At 57.7% G+C, this 20701-nt stretch carries 6 protein-coding genes, 2 pseudogenes and 1 other annotated feature; of the genes and pseudogenes, 2 read left to right on the forward strand and 6 right to left on the reverse strand.

The features are described 5' to 3' along the window. Positions 1-57: a sequence feature (AL1L pseudoknot), on the reverse strand. This feature is flagged as partial in the annotation. The 6 genes and pseudogenes from N551_RS0120295 to N551_RS0120320 all read right to left on the reverse strand — a co-directional run. Further along, positions 1-341 (reverse strand): annotated as a pseudogene (locus N551_RS0120295) (transposase); the annotation flags it as partial. (Overlaps the previous feature by 57 nt.) A 501-nt stretch (positions 342-842) precedes the next feature. Continuing rightward, a complete protein-coding gene (locus N551_RS38245) occupies positions 843-1187 on the reverse strand; it encodes a hypothetical protein (RefSeq protein WP_155809838.1) in 345 nt (114 codons plus the stop codon). A gap of 28 nt (positions 1188-1215) precedes the next feature. Next, positions 1216-2076, reverse strand: coding sequence for a hypothetical protein (locus N551_RS38250; RefSeq protein ID WP_155809839.1), 861 nt, complete (start codon positions 2074-2076; stop codon positions 1216-1218). Between the two features lie 626 nt (positions 2077-2702). Beyond that, a complete protein-coding gene (locus N551_RS0120310) occupies positions 2703-3206 on the reverse strand; it encodes a hypothetical protein (protein WP_027568448.1) in 504 nt (167 codons plus the stop codon). Between the two features lie 83 nt (positions 3207-3289). Further along, complete coding sequence (locus N551_RS0120315; RefSeq protein WP_027568449.1) at positions 3290-5473, reverse strand: hypothetical protein; 2184 nt, start codon at positions 5471-5473, stop codon at positions 3290-3292. A 223-nt stretch (positions 5474-5696) separates the two neighbouring features. Then, positions 5697-6042 (reverse strand): annotated as a pseudogene (locus N551_RS0120320) (transposase); the annotation flags it as partial. 582 nt (positions 6043-6624) lie between these two features. Here N551_RS0120320 and N551_RS0120325 point away from each other — a divergent pair. Together N551_RS0120325 and N551_RS0120330 are read left to right on the forward strand one after the other, a co-directional pair. Continuing rightward, entirely contained in the window at positions 6625-14181 is a 7557-nt protein-coding gene (locus tag N551_RS0120325; RefSeq protein WP_155809840.1) for a hypothetical protein, read from the forward strand. A 3-nt stretch (positions 14182-14184) separates the two neighbouring features. Further along, entirely contained in the window at positions 14185-20670 is a 6486-nt protein-coding gene (locus N551_RS0120330) for a hypothetical protein (protein WP_027568452.1), read from the forward strand. Positions 20671-20701: the final 31 nt, after the last annotated feature.

The raw sequence follows: 20701 nt of genomic DNA on the forward strand, positions 1-20701 counted from the left end.
GATGAAGGCGATCATGGCTTGGACCGGCGGTCGAGCTCCGCCATCGCAAAATAAGCGCTCGCCTTGCGCAGGATCTCGTTGGCCTGCCGAAGCTCGCGGTTCTCCCGTTCCAGGGCCTTCAGCTTCTCGGCCGTGTCGGTCGGAACGCCGGCCCGCTGCCCACTGTCGATCTCCGCCTTCTTGACCCAGTCATGCAGCGTCTGCGGCGTACAGCCGATCTTGGCCGCAATCGATGTCACCGCCGCCCAGCGCGAAGGGTGCTCGCCGGCGTGATCCAGAACCATCCGAACCGCTCGGGCCCGGACCTCGGGTGAAAACTTGTTCGTCGTCTTGCTCGTCATGGCTCCATCCTCTCAGGAGTTGGAGCCTCCGGCAAACCCGGGGCGGTTCATGTACCTAAGAAATCAAGCCATCGAGGCGCTATCTCCTTCGATCTTGCTAAAGGTAATCCACGCTATGATAACTCTTTGCCCCGAATCCGAGTTCGAGCAGCGCTTGCGCCGGCGCCGGCCTGGATCCGTCGGTCAGGAGAGACCAGCTCGAAGTCACGCGCTCGCGCGTACAAGAAGAACGATCAAGCGGTCGTCGAGCAGAAGAATGGTGCCGTCGTCCGCCGCCGGCGCGGTAATCGTGTAAGCGGGTTGCAGGCGTCTGCCAACGGCGAACACAAACGTGCCAATTATCGTCACTGGCGATCCAGCGACCGCCTCAAAAACCCCCGAAACTGCTTTTGACGGACAGCAGATCAGTGCGTATCAGTTCGCGCGTGAGACGGCCGCCATTAGGGTGGAGCAGACATCAGGCGGCCAGCCGCTTAATGAGTACACGGCCTACTAGACCAGCTAGTGGGGTAGGACGGCGTCAAACTGATCATGAAGTTCAGGCGGCATCTTCGCCAGAAGAAATTTTTCGACTATTTTGTGATTGTCAGAGAAACGTTGAGGCCCATCGGTCACCGAGTTGCCCTTGACGTAGAGTTCTCGTTGAGTACCCCTCGTGGCAAAGCTCACTTTGAAGCCACGAAAACCGAGTCCGTTTGCCGCACCGGCAGCAGACTTCACCTTACTCAATTTCTCGAGCAGCCTTAGAAGCGCAGTTAGATCTCTGCGTCCTAGCTCCCACGTTGGATTGGGGCGGCCCGAAAAAACGTCAATCTCGACTTGAGCGCGATCGGGTAACTGTTCCATCGAGTTCCTAGCTTGCCATGCGCGGACCTCATCGGATGTGAACGCTTCGGCTCGTGACCATGTAAGTACAAAAATCGGTATAAGGCCCGCGATTACAAGACTGCGGATCAGAAATTGCAGCGCCAGCATTATCGACGTTCCTCGCCGCCGTTTGTCCCGGCTTATGCGACCAACATCCAACATCGTCCTGTCGATACCAATGATAGTCATTGTTCGGCCAAACGACTAGGGCCACGTACCAGCCGGAACCGGCGGACAAGGGATTTGAGAAGTTCGCTGCCGGTTTCAATCCATCGGATTGAGCCGCAGGATCCACATTGCTGCAGGCCATGGCCGTCGCAGGATGTCCGCTGGCGCGACCTGGCTGAGCGAAGGTATTTGTCGCGTTATTGTTCGCGTAGTTGTAGCAGTTGTTGTAGGGCTGAATGTTGGGAACATTCCAGAGGCCAGGGTTGTAGGCCGGCGCATCCACGGCGCGACATGGCGGGCATGAAGGCGGACCAGCCAGATTGGCATCGAATCTAGTTTGAGCGTGAGCTGCTATGCGCGAACTGACGAGTTGGCGGACTTCGTCGTTTGTGGCACTCGCTGAGGTCGTGATTAGCCAGTTCTCGATATCGGAATCGGCAACGTAGTTGGCAAGACCAAGGCCTCTATCAAGAATGCCTTCATGCAGAAACAGGCGGCTCGGTCCGGTCAAGCTTTCGACGTGCTGCGCGATGTGAAATCCGCGATAGCCCAATCCGCCCACGACACCAGACGGCCTTGAGTGGGTGAAAGTCGATGAGGCTCTGATCCGGTCGTCCAGTTCCTTCTCTTGGACCGCCGTCAATTGCCAACTCGGGTTCGGCAACCCTGAAAACACATCTAGCGTAACAACCGTTGTCATAATCTGATCCTGCTCAAATGAGTGTTGTTATCCACAAATGGTAACGCGACCGTACTGCAACCGACTACGAGGTTCAACCTTTTGGTTGCAAAGTTTGCCTCCACTCGGCCGATACTTGCGGATCCGGAATGGTCGCATTGGATCGTCGATCGTTAAGGAGACCTGTCGGTGGTTCCCGGTAGGGAATAAGATAGGGATCCGATGAAGGTGAAACGGCGCCTGTCCGTTGCAACGCAACATTGGCATTGATCCGCAAATCGGCATTGCTCGTTGGGGACTGCCATGCCTCGCAAGGCGATCATCGGTGTTGTCGGCGCAATGGAGAGCCTGTCGCTTCGGAGGTGCCGGATCTTGCTCGGTCTATCGGCCACGAGATCGGGACCAGAGATGCCATTTTGCCGACCGGTGGCGAGCCAAATGCGGAGGACCGCTCGGTCAAAAGCTTTGCCATGCTGGGATGCCAAGAGGCGAAGTTGGATGAGCGCCCATCCGGCCCCATGATCAGCGTCCTGTCGGGACGTCCGTCAGATCATGTCGATTTAGCGCCCGGCACTCAAAGAGTAGTGCTTCAAACGAAGCTTTCATCGATGGGACGAAACCCAATTAACGGCGGCACACCTGATAGATTAATCGTGCTGCGCCCTGGCAAAGCAGGTACCCTCGTTGAGCTTGCGTATTCGTTGAGATGGAGGGATCCAGTTGCACCTGTGTTTGTTCGCTCGATCGAGCATTTGCGGTGAGCGAACACAACCCAACAGGAAAAAAAGGAAAAGGATAAGATCCTTACGAGTATCCGCGACGCCATAGCCGAATTTCGCGCGGACGGTACATGTGGCATCCACCAAATTGATCCCGCAGCTTTGCGGCATGTGCTTAGCGATTGCCTCAACACAGTTCAAGACACGGCCCAAGGTGATGTCGCCATTGCCAAAGCGGCTGTTGATGTCGCGATGGCTGGAGTGTCCGATCAACTCAAGCTTACACGATTTGAGGGACTCCACTCCGCGGCGGGCAAAAATAACAGAGTGCTGAAGAAAGAGTTCGAAAAGTTCGTCGAAGGACTGTCCGATCTGCAGCCCGGGGCTGTATTTGGCTAGAAGCGCGATCCGACCCCACACCGAACGGCGCATACATCGTGAGAAGCCGAAGCACGAAATCCGCCGTCGTGTCGGCCATGGACTTCTCATCGCGTTTCGCCCATCGATCTCGGAATTCAGAGCCTGAGGCAAGCTGTTAACTTACCCAAATATTCTTGACTCCTCTCCGGGGTATTCAAGCCACAGGCGAACAGCACATAAGGATCGATCTGATGTGTCTTGCTAGGATCGATCCGCTGTTGCAAATAAGCGATATCGTCCAACACCTGAACGCCGGCGGAAATATATTGGAAATACTGCGTTCCAATATGGGAGCGCAAAGCAACAGTGTCTGCCTTGCTTCCTGTGAGGCCATAGCTCTCCGCAATCCGCTTGGTGAAATCAATTGTGTTCGGACTGGCTTCTTCCAAACAATCGCTCCGAAAATACTTCTGCAGGGTAGCGTCCGTGGTGCCGACAAATCGCGCATCCCGTATTCCGTAGTCTAAACTATACAGCGCATAGACAAGGTCGTTCTTCAGCATCTCCTTCAGAAACGGCCTGAGTAGCAAATCCTCGGCAGCTACACCCGAACCTTCGACGGCGGTTCCCATGTCTATGGCAACCTTCGATCTATCGGGGGCCGTAGCTCGCCAAGCGTAGCCAACGGCGTGCCTCAGTTCGTGAAGCAAAAGGCTGTAATACTCCATCTTGCTTCGAACGGTACCGATGCCGAAGTCTATATCTCCGGTAGAAGTGGATGTGACCGCGCCACCCGAGTCATTAACCGTGAAGCGAAATCTGGAAAAGAGTGGGGCGATCTCGATCGGATAGCCAGTGTACCGGGCAGCGATCCAAGTTTTTACTTGCTCGTACATTTCCTTAATTTTCACTTCATCCTCGGCATACTTCTCTCCGATCCGCTCCACGTTACGATCGAAAGCAACTTTCCAGGCGACTGCGGCCGGGCCATTGTTGGAATCTTGCGCCTTATCCAGCGCTACGGCGATCTTGTCCGTGAACAGCCCGAATGCTGTTTCGGCATCGATCATGTCCACCACCTGCCGACGTTGCTGCATGCTCAAAATGTCGTCGTTTGGAAAGACCTGCTGAAGCGCGAATTTTGCTGTAGTTCGATATTCTACGACTTTGTTCGCCCGGTACTGGTCAAGTTGGGCTTTGTAGGTAGCCATGGAGGATCCGCCGTCATTGTTCGAGCGCTGGTCCGCACTGAACGCTTCCCAGGCTTGGACACGGTCTGCGGCAGAGTAGATCGTGCACTTTCGGCTGGCATCAGCGCTTGCGGAAATTCGCTCAAGCCACCAACTCCGCAACAGAACGATTCCTTTGGCGAGTTCATTTCTGTCAGGGTCGCCGACATACCTCGTGAGATCCGAATCGGACTCCATGCAGATCGGGCTCTTGGTCGCGGCAAACGTTCCGACATCCAGCCATTTCACGGAAGTGCTGTTTAGGTAGATCGCGTTTACTTCGCGCAAGACCTCGTCGTCGCTTGCGAATATCCGGGGACGCCCTCCATCGACGTGGAAGCCCTGTACAACGTCGTTGTACAGTGACACGATTTCGCACGTTACCTCCATGTCCGAACCACCAAAGCTATCATGAGCAAACGCGCCCACTGCACGCGCGCGTGCGTCGAACAATACGCTCTGCTTCAAAACCCGCTCATATTCGGCGAGGATTGCATCGTCGACCACGCGAAGATCAGACACGACGGTAAAATTAAATGCCTCGATGTCGGCAAATGTCTCGCGGTCGGGCAATCGGACTGAGTCGAACAAAGATTTTCCATCCCAGTCGCGATTTGGGAGCTTCTGACCAGGGTAGGTCAGGGTTGCGCGGTACGCGGCCATTGCACCGAGATAGTTGCGAACGAGGGCGCGAGAGAAGTCGGCATTCTTGATATCCCTGACCGAAAAAGTCGTCGGCAAGATGTTGTCGTAGGACTTTCGATAGTAGTCGTCCATCGCAACGCCCATCGCAGGCGTCGGGCATCGCAAGAGAACGGCCTCTTTGCTGGTCAGAGCTGCTTTTCCCCAGCGGGCACGAAAGGCGGCGAGACGATTATCTGCATGCGTTTGCAGTTCTTGCTTCACGTCAGCCGGGAGTTCAGCCCATGTCGTAATCAGTGGTATGTCTTTAAGAATTTGCGATACACCGTTGCCGCCGGACTGAGGGGGCTCTATCCAGGATGTGCATGGCGGATTTGTCTCAGCGGCCCGAACCGCTAAGATCGCCTGGAAGCCCATTAGGAGCAGCAACAGCGACGCCAGACCTCGCACGCGGCTAGTGATGACCATCTCAGCCTCTCCCAACCTTTGAAATCGCTAAACCGCGGCCCAACGAGGATCAGAATATCTCCGAGACCGCTGGGTTATCGATGTCGCCGACAAAACAAAACTTGTATCGACGAAGATTACTCATCCCCCCACTGCTTGATAGCGAAATATATACTCGAATCTGCTTGAACATAGTGCCTTTGCTGAGGTCGGATTCCTTTTGCTTAGAGTCTGTCCGGAGAGATTATGCATGATTGCATAGTTTTCTCAGCATGAGCCTGATTGAAGCGAGGCGGAGAAAAGCCAGCGCCTTACGATTGAGATTCTCCCAATCTTTGGTGAGGCGTCTGCAACACCCGAGCCATGCAAACGTTCGTTCGACAACCCGCCGCTTCGGGAGAACGCAAATGCCTTTGCATGATCGGCACGCTTGACGATCCTATGTGCACCTGCGCCACTATTTTCGCCACGGCGCGACGAAACAGCGGGCCTTGATAGCCGCCATCGGCGTAGAGTTTCATCAGGAACGGATACATGCCGAACATGGTCGCCATGACGAATGCGCCGCCGTCCCGATCCTGAATGTCAGCGTTCTAGCGCGCTCCTCTCGATCCGATCGCGTCGCCTGGCCATCCGTGATTGCTGCCGCCCCGAAGAGTGGACGACATCTCTTCCGCCTTGCGCGCCGCGCTCGAAGATTCGGTTTGTGGACGCCGAAGTATCCTGACCGAACGGTCTTTCTATGCAGCTCTTTTGCACTGCACGCGCTTGCGCGATTTGCCGCAGCGCTAGATCAACCTAAGCTTGCACTGCGCCCAAAAGCCAGTCAAGCTGTGTCGTCAGGTTTGCTCAAGTTGGATTGTCCTGACGCGCTATTGCCAGAGATGTTGATTTTCATTCGCCGGTGTGAGGGGCACCCGCTGTCACGGTTCGCTGGTTGATCGAAAGACAGGAACGCGGTCTCCGGAGTTTTCCTAGATCGCGCAATTGTCTTGTCCGCAATGTAGCTGCTGATCTTTTTGTGCAGCGGCGCGCAAGCGGTAGACGCTTGCTGCTTGTAGACGACTTTTGCCACCGCGCGGCCTTGCCCAAGAAGATATCGAGCATGAGAATTCAACTTCGCAACCAGCTGAACGGTCTGAAGAACGTCTTGGAAGCGGGAGAGCTCGAAAATGGCCTTATTATTCAGACTTTACGGCGATTTTAGCTGGCCACCTCGCCCGGATGTGCATCTGGCCCGCAAGCAATCGGGAACAGTTGAAGTGTTTTATGTTCTCAAGGAGGGCGACAGCTCATACCACGCATATCTTCGGTGGGTGCCGAAAGGGATCGAGCCTGCGGAGGATGCCCTTCCTGAGAATAATATCTACGAGGTATCAGACCCGGTTAAGTGGTTCGAAGATCGTTCAGACAAGGTAGCGTCGATCTGGATTGATAGCCCGACAGAAGGCGCGCCGAACGGTGTACGGGTCGCATTTCGCGGAGCATTTCTGATCGACCAGTACAAGGTATCGGAAGAAGTCGACGAGATCAGATGGCCGCTCGTCCAGCATTGCGAGTACGAGAGAGGGAAGACGGTCTATAGCGAACTCGTTGTCTACCGCACCGGGGAAGGGCGAGAACAAGAATCAGTTTTCCGGTTCAACCTGCATTTGCCGTTGCCTGTTCCGCGTACCAATCTGGGTGGAGCTCAGGACATCGCTGCATTTCCGTTCTGCGCGGTATACGCGACGAGCCTCCCAAGCAACAGGCTAGGCAAAATTCTGGCACTGGTAGGTGGCTGGGTTGGCAGCAACCGTACATCATTCGAATTCAAGAATGAGACATTTCCCGAGAAACCGTTTCTCGGCAAATTCGGCTTCGCGGCAAGAGCAAAGAGAAGCGATCGAGGATTCGCGGTTTACGAAGGGAATAGACATGGCGGCACCCGTCCCGCTAACGTTGATGTGCACGATTTCTGGCCCCGCAAGGCTGAGGTGTTTTACGACGGCTTGCTCGGACGATATGGCTTTGCCGTAAACCCGAACACGGCTTGGCTGAAACTAAGGGAAAGTCCGAGCACTGCGGATCTGAGTCTACGTTTTTCATCTCCGCAAACCGGTAACAACGAGACGACGTGGGGACTCATTTATCGCATCGCAGTTGTGGCGTCGCAAGATGACGGCAACTCGGCCGACGATCTTCGCTGGAGCGGCGATGCGCTCAGCCTTCGCCTCGCGAAAGAAACAGGAGGCTGGTTGAGAACGGCTGCCACGGTCTACGCAGATTGCGAACTGTCCTGGGATATTCCCGACGACGCGATCTGGATGGATCGTAACACCGACTGGTCGCTTCGCACGACGCTCAGGATGCATTGGCTCGAGCAAATCCTGAAATCGGAGGGCATCATTGCGGCAGCTTCGCCCACAAGGGACTTCACCGCAGGTACGCTGCCGCAGGCGGCGTACTCGTTTAAGCAAGTGCGTGACTCCCTCATTCCGGTTGAAGCAGGACTGCCGCAGTCATTTCTGCCGGATCTTTCGGTCGAGAACACGCAGCAGGTCCGCTTCGCCCTCTATGGGTCCCCGACCGATGCCAGGTTCGTCGACGACACCGGCAACGATATTGTGTCATGGGGGCGGCCAGACAAACGCAACCGTGTAGAAGCCACTTTTGTCCGCCCATCGATGCGCCTCAGCCTAGCAAGCGAGAGTGATCTTATCGAGTCCTCCGAGGACACGGCCCATTCAGGCGACCGAGTTCTACATCTCACTACCGAAAGCCAAACGTTCTTCCAGAAGCCGAGCGTCGCTGACAAGTTTGTCGAGGGCACGATCCTCGTCAAGCTATCGCATGCCAAAGATTGGCCACCGACGAGTGCAAATGCCGTCTCAAACGGTGAGCCATTTTTTGCATCTTTCAAGCTCGATTCTATCGGAAGTTCGCCCAGCTGGCGAGGCCGGCTTTCGTCGCTGCAGTTCGACTGGCGTGATCCGGATCAGGCGCAGCGGATGTCGACCTGGGCGTTGGAGCCGGGCTACCTCCTCTCCGGTGGGCCGGGCGTGCGGCACGCAATGGACCATGCCGCTCCGCCGATTGATCTCGAACCGGGGCTGATTGCGGCGTCCATTCGCATGGTTCTTCAGGCATCGAAGGTCGAGCCCCTCGGGGTCGATGTGCGCCGTAACGACCGTACGGGCAGGCCGGCGCCACTCCTGATCCCTGTTTCCGAGGCCTCGCTTGCGTCGCCTACGTCGCCCAAGTTCTTCCTGTTGGCGACCGAAACAATCTCGCCAACGCAGGATCGATGGCTTGAAGCAGATATTAAGGAAAACGCTGCCGATTCCGGAGATCGCTCCTACGTGATTCTGTCGCAGGAGCCGTTTTCGGTCTTGCGCTTTACCCACCGTCCGCTGAGCGACCGCGGTGATCTCGGAACCGCCGCGGTTGCGTCTTACTCGGGTGATGACCGCATCTGGCAGTTTAAGCAAGTCACCGATCACTATCATTATGTATTGCCGCCGCAGTCCGTCGGAGAAAGCGCGGACAAGCCGCGCCGGCTGGAAATTCATGACCTCGCCGGATCGCCTGCCGATGACGCACCTGCGAGACCGTTCGTTGCCGACCTCGACGCGGACGGCAAACCCCTCGAAATCCAGAGCGGCCTGAAGCGGCGCGCGGTAGAATTTCGCCTGACGCCGTCTGCCGAGATCTGGATTCGTCCGAGCGATGCCGCGCGCGGCTATTTCATGCCCGAATCCGCCAGCTACGACATCTTCCGACAGCGTGGGGAGTATGGGCTCGGGGCCGCAGTCTCGTTCATTCGCGCTGAATTCCTCTACGGCCTGTCTGTCGGCATCGACGTCTCGAAGGAACGATCGATTGCGCGGCAGGCGAGGGTGGCCGAGATCGAGGCTTTGACCGGAAAGATAAGCGGTCGAGTTCCCGGTCCTGACGCCGACGTCGACCTGAAAGCGCGCTGGGAGGATCTGTCGCGTGCTGTCGCCCGACGTCCCGAAAGGCTAGAGATATGGGCGCGCGATCCGGACTCGGCAGTCGACTTCACGCCGGCGCGGTTTTCTGAGGGCGTCAGCTTCGCGCTGCGCGGCACAGCGCTTCACCGCGCGCCCCTCACGGCGCTTGACGCCGAAGGCGATCACCGCGCGCTTCCGAAAATCGGCGGCGAAGCTGCGGATCTGGCGAAAGACGACTTCAGCAAGCCGCGCCAACACCCTCAGGGCCTGAGCGGTGGGGCCTTGTGGCCGGTCGAGTCCGTCAATCTCTTCAATATTCTGGTTCGCAGGCCGGAATCCCGCGGCGGAGCGATTGAATCGATCGCCTTTTCGCCCCTAGGCGGGGATGCGACGCAGAAAGCCGAATTTCTCAATGGCATTGTGGCGATCATCAGCGAGACCCGTAACGGCTATGTTGAACGTCAGAAGGTCGAGGTCATCGGCCGCATCTGCGCGCTCTGGCATCGCGCCAAGCATGTTGTCGTGTATGAGCGTACCGTCAACCCGTCGGCGCAATTCGCGCCAAAGCTGAAGGACGATCCAGACAGGACGCGGTCGCGTCGCCCGATTCTTCGAAAAGTGCGCGAATACATCGAGTTGCTCGAGCCGGAACGCGCTTACCCGGATTTCCCTAATGCGGTGCCGAGGAGTGCCGGCTTTCTGGAGCGCGTCCGCTTCAATTCGAAGATCATCAACGTCGACAGCGCTTGGAGCAGCGAGGTCGGTGATTTCGGCTGGCAGATTCCGCTTTGGAACCGCCTCAGTGCGCGGGAGCGGCCGCAGGTCTATCCTATGCCGGACGCTGCGTTCGTCACGACCGCCGAAGGTGAAGGCGACAAGCCTGTCGTTGCGCAGGAATGCCGCGATCCCGATTTTCTCTTCTTCTTCGCCGATTTTACCGCTGTCACCAGCGATACGAATCTTTGGGCGCCGCTGCTCAACCTCGACTATGCCAATATGCCGGCGGCGAAGGCTATCGCCGACGAAGTGGACAAGAGGCCCGAAGTTGCAGCCGATACGCCGCACGGCGCCGATCCGCGCCGCAAGGCGGTCAGCCGTTTCCTACCGGGCCTGCGCCGGTTCACCTGGCGGCTGGCGCCCGCAGCGCAAAAGACTGCGATCAACGCCGCTCGAGCCGGCAGGCCGCTCTATGTCGGCTTGGAGTCGGTGAGCTTTGTGCGCGCAACGCACGTTTCCGACAACGAGAAGAAGTTGCAGCAGGGATTGGAAGACCTGCTGAAGGGCGTTGCTCAATTGAAACCCGTTGATCCAGAGCCGATCATGCAGATCGCTTACTGGCAAAGCGACGGGACGGGTGGGACGGCTGGGACCGAGGACTATTCGAACAAAATTGCCGCCTTGAAGGGGGCGATCTCTGCCCATGACCTGAATGGTGTGACGAAAGGTTTACAAGACCTGGTTGATGAGTGGAACAACGGTCAGGGGGTAGCTACTAAAATTGTCGGGAATCTCGATGACGCGCAGAGGAAGGCAACGGAGTTTCTCGATCCCATCAAGAAATCGTTCGGAAAACTTTCAGCCGTAAAATCCTCCTGCGAAAAACTGAAGTCCGATGCCGTCGGCATGATCCAGCGCAAGGAAATGCTGGTACGAACGGCGCTGAGCGATTGGGCGGCCGACGCCGAGAGGGTCCTTCCCAAGCTTGAGTATCAGCCCGACCCGCTGAACCCACCGGAGCCGATTCCGAACAAGGCGGTGCTGATCGAGGTGTTGCTCGACCTGAGCACCGTTTACCTGCGGCCGCTATTCAGTGAAGCAAGCCAGGACGTTGGCAACGTTCAGGAAAACGTGGAGAAGGTCCGCGCAATCCTTCTCGACCTCGACACCGAATTCGAAGCGGTGGTCGACCGCGCATTGCGGCGGATCGACCAGTTTGCTGCGGGCTACGACCGCGCCAAGCCGTGGTCCGCCGAGCGGACGAAGGCATTCCATGCCGGATTGCGCGCCTGCGTCAGCAACGTAGCCGACGACTTCGCCGGAATGATCGAAGAGGCGCGGCAGCGCTTTGCTGCGGAACTCAATGATGTCGGTCAAGCCATCGGCGGTCACATCGCGCGGGCGTTGAGTGAGATATCGCAGGCAAGCGGCACGTTGCTGTCAGACGTCGGGTCGCTAAGTGGGATGGTCGAACCCTATCTTGTCGAGGCGCGAGGCGCACTGGACACCCTGCTGCCACTCATCGACAAGGCCGTCGTTGACATCGCAAAGGCAGTTCAGGCAGTCGACGGTTCAAGCGCGACCCATGAGCTCAAGGACGAAGCTAAGAAAGCGCTTACTGCGTTGAATGATGTAGCGGTCAAGGCCAAAGGCTCGGTAATTTCCGTCAGGGGCCAACTGGATCAGGTCGGCAAAGTAAAAGATAATCAGCTCGATCAGCTGAAATCGCTGATTGTGGACCTGTCGTCGGCGCTCGCATCGATCGTGACCGAAGTCGGCAACAAGGCCGAAGACCTTGTCAAGCTTGCCGCACAATTCGAGGAGGAGGTCCGGAGTCAGTTGGAGGCGATTTGGCCGGATGTCGAAGCCGGTGCAAACAAGATCACGGCCGTGATCGCCGCCACGCTGACCAAGCTCGAAGAAAAATTGGCGGAAATCGGGAAGCTGCTGGATTTTCTGGTCGGGAGCATCACCGGTAAGATCAAGGCTGTTCTCGTAACAATCCGAACCGAGGTCCGCGGCGCGGAAGCGGCAATTGCCGTTCCGATCGCAGATGTTCGCGACGCGCTACAGGCCGTGCAGCTGGCGCTGGCGCCCGGTCAGTTGCTCGAGACCGTCGTAAGGGAAAAGATTATTCGCCCAGCGCTCGTCGAGGTGCTCCAGCCGCTGACTGACGCAGCGATGCAGGATGCGGATAAGGCCCTAAAGCTAATCCGTGCGCGCTTGCTTGGACTGAGCGAGGCCATCGCCGAGCCGTTCAGGAATCTTAACGCAAACATGCTTGGCGCAATGGAGCAGGTGTCCCTCGCCTGTAAGGCTGCGTTTGAGGGCATTGATCAGGCTCAAGCCTTCGTAGAAGGGCTGGCCAATGACGCCAAGAAATTCTACGAGGACAAAGTCAAAGAACTAACCGCGGCTTTGGACAAGGGCGTCGTGGGTCCCATCAACGCCGCCCTAGGCGACCTCGCAAACAGTGCCAAGAGCCTGATCGCCGTCGTTCAGGCCTTTGATCATTCCGTCCGCGGATTGCAGAACGATCTCGCCCGCTCGACTGAGACGGCGCGCATGTATGCCGACCGGGTGTTCGACGCCGCTGGCAGGATCGACCAAGGCGGCGCCATGGCGGTGCCCAACAACATCTTGAAGCTCTATTCGGCGGTGACATCGGCGCCCGAGCTTGCGGCTCTCAAGGCTAACATCGACCGCATACGGTCGGGCTTCGATGAACTCTCGGACATCATCGATACGACGAAGGCCAACGCGCTCTTCAACCGCATGAGTGACGAATTGAAGGCGCTCGGCCTTTCGCTGCCGTTCGACAAAATCGGCGATCGGTTGTTGCCCGCGGACCTTTCCAATTTCGACATCGGCCAGGTCTTCCGTAATTTCGGCGGCGCCAAGCTTGACAGTCTGTTCAAGGGCTCGAAGCTACCGGCCAGCGTCCGCGACGCCGTTCGCGTGACTCATGACTTCGACGCCAAGCAGGCACGTGCCTGGGTTCAGGTCGATATCAACGCCCCAATGCCGGGTCGCCGCAGCCTGTTTACGATCGGTCCGTTCAAGGCCGATTTCGTCGACCCGGCCCTGACCGGCCAGGTCCGGCTCGAGGCGTCAAAGGATCAGGACAAGGTCTCCGAAACCGGGTTCGGACGGATCGCTACCAGCATCGACGTGGCCGTCGGCGGCCAATCCATGGTGCGATTCGACAAGTTCGGCTTGAATTTCACAAAGGAGAAGGGGCTCGAGATCGAATTCGATCCCAAGAACATTCGGCTTAATCCCTCATTCAAGTTCATTCAGGATTTTCTGTCGAACCTATTCCCCGACGAGATCGGTGGCCTCAAAGTCATCAAGTTGGACGGCATACCAATCGGCATCGAACACGAATTCGCCGTGCCGCCGCTCTCGCTGACGTTCGGCACCAGCGGTGTTTCAAATATCTCGATCCAGAATCACTTTAGACTGCTTGCCTATCCAGACTTCATGTTGGCCAATCGGTTCAACTTGTCGACGGTAGAGAGGCCATTTATCTTCTCGATCTTCATTATTGGTGGCACCGGCTACATTCAAGTCGATGCGGAATACAGGCCATTCGATTCCGAACTGAGCGTCGCGGTCGAGGCCGGAGCTGGCGGATCGGCTACACTTGCGTTTGCCTTCGGTCCTTTTGTCGGCCAGGTATTCATCACATTGTCCGGCGCGCTGAACTACCGCAAAGTCATTGGACGGCCGGGCGGCGGCCTGTCGATCTCAGCCGTTCTCGTCATCGCCGGTCACGTTAACGTTGCCGGAATTGTAACGGTCGGCATCGTGCTGATGTTGCGCATGACATATCGCGACAGCGGACAGGTCGACGCTGACGGCACCCTTGCCGTCGAAATCCGTATCTCCCGGTTCTTCAAGATCACGGCACGCGCGGGCGTGCAATACAAGTTGCGCGGCGGGAAATCCGAGACCACGACGAGCGGAAGTGTGGGTGTTGAACCCAGTGACGAACTTGCAGCCAAGGCAAAGAAGCTGCAGGACGCGGCGGACAAGTTACAGCAGGTGAGGAAATAGACCATGGCGCTGCGGGATCCTCTCATCACCAGCCTGCTGGAAATCGAGCCGACCAAGTTTCACGCGAGCGATGTCACTGACGACACGCGTTCGTATGCAGTCAACTTAAGCCTCGAATGTCCATCAAAGGAAGATATGGACGATGTGGATCAAGAAGAGAACCTCGCGCGCGAGCTTTTTGCAAAGTTCTTGAGATCGGTTCGGAAAGTAGAATTCCATCTCTGGCGAATGGTCTCGCCAACCAACTTTACTTACGCCGGGAAGGTACCCAAGAAGTTATCGGAGACGGCTCCGTTCGGGGACCCGGACGACATGCTGACGTGGCTGGATAGTCAGATGCCGTTGCCGCCAAAGCCGCAAGCGCGTTATTGGTCGACCAAAGCGAAGTCTAAGTCGGGAGGCGATGTCGAGGTCAGCGTCACGGAGGCCGGTGCAACGGATCGGCTTCGCGCGGCACAATCGTGGAACGCGCCGGTTGCCCACAAGTTTTCGCTGACACATGTTGTTCAATTGGAGCGGGCGTCAACGTCGGGCCAGCTTTACGTCGTGTTGCCCTATTTCGACAATCCGGGTGCGACGCCACAGCCGCCGATACTGCTGTTTAATTCGCAAGTCCCCAACGTCGCGGAGGTCGGCTACGATTCACTGGGCGAGATGGGTCCTATTGAATGTCGAACCAGCAAGATTGGCGAAGGCATAAGCAACACGCTCGACCCGGCAAAGATCGACGACATGCTCACTTCAGAAGGCTATCTGAAGGTCGATCAAGATGCGGCAAACCTCCGGCGCGCGACCAAATGGTTTGAAGACCGAGCGGCTTCGCTGATGTCCGCCGGGCCTGCACTGGCCGCGCCTCTGGCCGCCGACGGAACCGAAGACGCCTATCGCGCGCTCTTTAAGTCGACCGAGACAGCGCCAGGACAGAACGATTGGACACCTTCGCTGGCGGCTGGCTGGTACGCGGCCGCCGCCCTCGCGGCGGCGCTGGACATGGTCGCGATAGGTGTCCTCAAGCCAATATCCGGCGCCGACAGCGAAGGCGAGATTCTGGCGCCGCTGGTGACGGCCCTGTTACACCAAATCGACGACAAGGTCCGCGGCCAATTCGATCTGAAGGACCCGGATAAACCGTACAAGGCGCGGACGGTCACCGCAGCACTACGCGCCGCGATCAGGCGCAGTCCGCTCGCGCAGGGGTTGCCCACCGCCGGACCGCTCGTGGCAGAGCTGCGGTACGTGCTCGACATCAAGTCAGCGCCCGATACAGCGGTCAATATCAAGCTGCTGAACGCGCTCCTCCAGTATCATCAAGATCCAGCCCACAAGTGGGACCGAGCCGATGCCGATGTGCAATTTCTGATTAAAGATCTCGGCGTGGAGATATTGGCGACGGCTGTCGCCGAAGTTGAACAGAAGCTGCACGATGAAGCGGGGGTGGAGGCGGCCCTAATCAGGTTCATCGAGACGAACGAGAGTTCGATGCCGGGAGGCAAGAAGTTGCCTACCCTAATTGCGGAAAATTATCTCGGTGAGATCGGCGAGACCGGCAACGCAAAACTGCTGCCCGTCGTGGAGGGGGCGGCCGCGGAGGCTTGGAGCGCCTACCGGGCGTTGCTCGCAGGCCCGTTCAACGGCGCCGAGGCGGTACGGCGCTCTGCGAGCAGTGAGTTCACGAAGGCTGCTTTGGCCGCGATGAAATACCCTTCGACGTCCACCTCGAAACAGTTCAGCGAGCTGGTCGCTGAGGCAAAATTCTATTCTGAGCGATTGCTGCCTGCGACCGCGAGCGGGTGCTTCAACAAGATTGCGACGTCGTTGCCGATGGCGACGTTCCCCGGCACGATCGATCAGGCCCCGGTGCGGGCGCAGCTCGAGTCGGTCTATGTCGAGGCCGTCAAGCCCTTGGCGTTGTCGATCGATCCGAACGCTCGATTTATTCCGGATAGCGCTCCTCATCCGCTGCCGATCCAGGTCGCGGCGAACATCGACGGTTCCAAAATCGATGAGTTCGGGAAGTTCTTCAACGGGATTGCCGTTGCCGTGCGCCGAATTGACGTGCAGCCGGAAGAAGCAAACCCGTGGACCCATGCCAATCTCGCCGATCTTACGTGGGACAGCGATGATGATGCCGCGACAAATCCTGACAAGACCGTCCGTGCCGCAATTCATCCGATGTTACCGGCTGCCAGCGACGGCCGGGGGCCGATGTTCCTCGAGTATGAGGGATTTCCGTTCGCAAACACGACATTCAAGGAGACGATGCTCGACAATGACGGCTCGGGCAGCGAGAGGACGTTCCTTCCATTCTATCGGCATAATGCGGCTGATTACGCCGGCGCCGGCTTCGAACTTCTTCCGCGGCTTGCTTATGGCCGGAAGTTTGAGAGCTTCGCTTTCATAACCAGTAATGCCGGCACCTTGCCGCTGGATCTGCAATTGAAGGATTTGCACCTCCGGCCGTGGATGCCGGACAGGAACGTCCAGGAGCCAAAAGGTGTCAGGCCCGAGCTTGTGGGCGAGGCGAGTTACAGTCGCCGGACCGCGATCGGACAAATGGCGTTACGGGAGACCGAGACGCGCGTGGTCGGATCGAACAGCTGGAAAGCTTCGGTCAAGCGCCGCATTGGTGCTCCCCTGGAGGACGTGACTCCGCTTTCCAGTGATTATCCTCGCGTCGGTCTACTTGCCAAGAAAGCAACGCCTGGTGTGCGGAATGTTTTTCGCGAAGCGGATGGCAGGGGGGCGCTGGTCATCGGCAGTGCCAAGGGCGCCGCGTCGGTTTCCTCAAGCTGGCAGCTCACCAACGCAAGCTGGGCGGGGATACCGAAGCGGCTGGTGCTGCGGCTGTTCGATGGCCAAGCCATGCCGGACGATGCCCCGCAGAAGAGAGAGTTTCCGTTTGACTTGCCGCAAAACGCCGATGATTTAGCGAAGATCAACGAGATATCTATCGATGTCTCGGCCAACCGCGTAAGCAAAGAGTTATGGGAAGTGCGTGCAACCGTTACCTGCGGAACTGCGCAGGTAATCCAGAATTTCTCGACAAGTGTCGAATGCCTGTGGCTCCGGATGACGCTAGAGTCTGGCGACGACCCAGCGTCTCTGAGTTTTGACGATACGAGCTCTCACAAGCCGGATGGGGTCGATGCACCGCTTCTGATCCTGGCGCCTAACGAGGTGGGTTGGAAGGATGGTCTTGCGACCGGCATCAGGGCCGAGGTGCAAACCCCTCGGGTTGGCTATCTCGATTTTGAAAGATGGTTCTCGAACCGGGATTTGCGGGACCAGACTTTCAAACCAGAGAACGAGACAGCGGCAGATCGGCTCGAACGCGCATTATTGGCCGCTTACGTCATGCGGCATTTGGACGAGGAACTCGCAGCGAGTCTCGATCGGCTTCCTGATCCTGCCGTCGAACGTGTGCGCGTCGAATTTGTGGTTGTCGACCGGTTGGTCGATCGTCCCGCGCCGGCATTCGAGCGCACCGTCAATCTGTCGGGCCGTCTCCTCGAAATCGCCAATGGGCTTCCCCTCAATCCAAGCTGGACGCCCAATCTGCTCAAGGAAAAGCTCTTCGCAAAGGTCGACGAGAAGTTCAAATTTGAAATCGAAATCGAATCCGCGCCCGGTGACCCGTCGCTGAGTCCGGATCTCAAGGCGACCCTGCCGCCCGGCTTGTCCGCGCGACTGTCATTTGACGCGCTTGTGCCAAACTACCATTTCTTTTCGATCAATAAACATCCGGAAGTAATCGACCCCAGGATGCTGCAATATGCCTCCCGTCAGGTCGACGGCTCGCATTCTGCCTTTCCGTCCACAGCCATCCGTGTCGAGACGATGCTCAACAATATGGCTGCCATCTCCGGGGGGGATCTGCCCAAGGCCATCCAGCTGGCCGCAGACATGATCGTACCAAGGCCAGCCGAGCGATCGCGCCACTACGACATCGTGACGAGGCCAAAATTGTCGGACGACGAGCGGCGGCGTCAGTGGCGGCTGTTGGGCGAAATCGACGTCACGTCCCAGCGCTGGCGGGCGTCGGGCAAGCCGATTTACCACTATGTGAAGCCGAGGGATTTTCCCGGCCCTGCGTGTGGGGTGAAACTTGCCGCGGCGGCGAGCCCGGCTCTGCCCTTGGCTCTGGACAAAGACGACGTGCTTTCCGGTTTCGAAGCCGAAGCCTTCTTCGACCGACCGGATATCGACGCGCAAACCGTGACGAAAAAGCTGTTGCCGCTGCCCTCCATGACCGTGCTGCAGCAGCACGTCTGGGACGCTGCGTCCGCGACGTATTTCCGTCACCGCTTCACCTTGCGTTCGCGCTATGCCGGTGCCTTGCGAAAGATCGGGGATCGCGAGGCAAGGGCCTGGGATACCAATGAAGATGTGCGTAACACGGCTCAGGCTTGGACGGTGCGGGTTGCCATGCTGGCGGACCTGTCGCGCATCTTGCTCACCCGGCCGCAGCTCAGGGCGATAATTCCGCTGACGACCGCGCCGGGCGCAAGCGAGTCACGGCGACCTGCTCCCCCTCTTCTGAGCGTCCTACAGGAGCCGCCGTATGCACGCGGAGGGCTCGCGGACCGTATAGCCTCCGAGATCAAGACCGGCTTCGGGTATGGTTTTGCGAAGGAAGACGAGCCGGACGGAGACGTTGTTCCCGTCGAGATTCTCGACTCTCGCAAGGAGATCGGTCCCAGCCCGCATCTTGACTATCGTCCGCTGGACAAAGATGCTGCTTCCGGCATGTCACTGACGGCCGAAGGTCCGATCGGACTGACGTTCGATGAGGTGAACGCGCCGGCGCCTGCGTTTCCTAACTCGATGGTGGTGTTGTCGCCGATCGCCGTGGCGGGCGAAGACCGGCTGATGGAGGAGCATTTTCTGGGCGTATCGATGCGCCGCTACATCGACCCGGCCTGGACCACGGAAGAGGCCCCCTCGAAATCCGATTTTCCCGACGATATTCCTTCGGAACGTTGCTGGTGGTTCACATTCGAATTGCCAACCGGCAATCGCCGTTTGTTGGGTTACAAGTCGACCGGGGGGACGCAGACGCTCGTCACGATCGAAGAATCAGGGCAGAATTTCCTGATCAAGACGATGAAAGCTGCCGTGGACGGCGTCGCAGGCGCGCTGACGCATGATGTCGAGATCGCGCGGCTGCGCAAGAGTTTTGCGGACGAAATCGTTGTCTTGCATCAGCCGATAGCTCCGGGTCGTTTTTCGACGACTGTCCTTGCCCGGCCGAGGGGAGGAGCAGCATCAACCGCGCACGGCCGCAGCAATGCACCATTGATGCTGGCGGGCTTTGAGTGGTCGCCGCCGAAATCGGACAAGGGCGAACTTGTCGCCGTCACGTTGTCTGTAGACACTACAGGTTCGGAGCCGTCGGTTCGGGCGACGATAGCGAGCGCACCGACCGCAATCGCGTGGACGAAGACTAATCGCGATTTCGATTTTGTTCACACAGCAAGCTTTGACGGCACGAAATTCAAGGAAGAGTCAGCGCGCGTTACCAGCCTTGTCGCGAAATTGTCGAGCAATCATGAGCAACTGACGTTTGGCCGCAGTGGTGAATTTGGGCCGGTCTGGCTGTGTCCGTCGACCTTACTGAATAAATATCCCGTTCATGTTCATCGGCATCTCGCCGTACTGACGACATGGTACGAGAAGGACCTTGGCCGGCCGATAGAGATTTATCGCCGCTCGGCCACCCTCGAAGGCACCACGGCCACACTATTTCCAAGCAGAGGAAACGCGCCAAAGCCCGGTGATCCTGCGCCAATATTTCGTCCACCCGAAAATAGCGTACGCGTTGTGGAATTCGAGACACCGGCAGCGATCCTGTGCGGGAGGACGGACATTTCGGTCCCTGAGACATACAAGGCCGCGTATTTCGACCTGATATCGACCGGCTTCAGGCAATCCGGCGCGATTCGGCTACTCTTCCGCTTTGTCGGACCACCCGCACATCTACGCCAGTTTAAGAAGCTGACCGTCGCTCTCTGGGATGCGGAGATACTGCGGCAGTCGCGGCAGGATCCACCGCAGACAATGATTCCGAGCAAGGCCGTGAGATGGAAGGACCTGGACTTGAAGAATGCAGCGACGGGCCAAATTACGACCGGATTGGAACTGGTATTGAACTCGGAAAGCACGACGTCATCTTTTTCGCTCTTGCGTTCCGATGGAACAACCTTATCGACCGTGGTCAATCAGACGTTGAAGCTAAGCCAGATTAACCACATGAATCCCGGATTGTTTGCGGCCGTCATCTCTGACACCGAATTCTGGACGGATGTTTCGCTACTTCATTCCACCACCTCCAAATTCACCAGCGCCTTTGATTTCAGTTGGTTGTTTTCGCAAGCCAGCGGAGTCGAGCCCACGCAAGCAGTCACTCCTGAGGCTTTGACAGGCATGATCGAAGCGCAGGCACGGATAGTATCGGTATCGTCGCCGATTCCGATTGTTTCACACGGTTAAACTCGTTCGATACAATCAGGGGTTCACTTAA

Origin of the sequence: Bradyrhizobium sp. URHA0013 (genome assembly GCF_000518345.1) — a bacterium.
Lineage (GTDB): Bacteria > Pseudomonadota > Alphaproteobacteria > Rhizobiales > Xanthobacteraceae > Bradyrhizobium.

What these genes read in the sequence shown, in the direction of transcription:
- N551_RS38245 (WP_155809838.1), bottom strand. Translation starts at nt 1,187, where the DNA reads ATGGAACAGTTACCCGATCGCGCTCAAGTCGAGATTGACGTTTTTTCG.
- N551_RS0120310 (WP_027568448.1), bottom strand. Translation starts at nt 3,206, where the DNA reads ATGCGCCGTTCGGTGTGGGGTCGGATCGCGCTTCTAGCCAAATACAGC.
- N551_RS0120325 (WP_155809840.1), top strand. Translation starts at nt 6,625, where the DNA reads ATGGCCTTATTATTCAGACTTTACGGCGATTTTAGCTGGCCACCTCGC.
- N551_RS0120315 (WP_027568449.1), bottom strand. Translation starts at nt 5,473, where the DNA reads ATGGTCATCACTAGCCGCGTGCGAGGTCTGGCGTCGCTGTTGCTGCTC.
- N551_RS38250 (WP_155809839.1), bottom strand. Translation starts at nt 2,076, where the DNA reads ATGACAACGGTTGTTACGCTAGATGTGTTTTCAGGGTTGCCGAACCCG.
- N551_RS0120330 (WP_027568452.1), top strand. Translation starts at nt 14,185, where the DNA reads ATGGCGCTGCGGGATCCTCTCATCACCAGCCTGCTGGAAATCGAGCCG.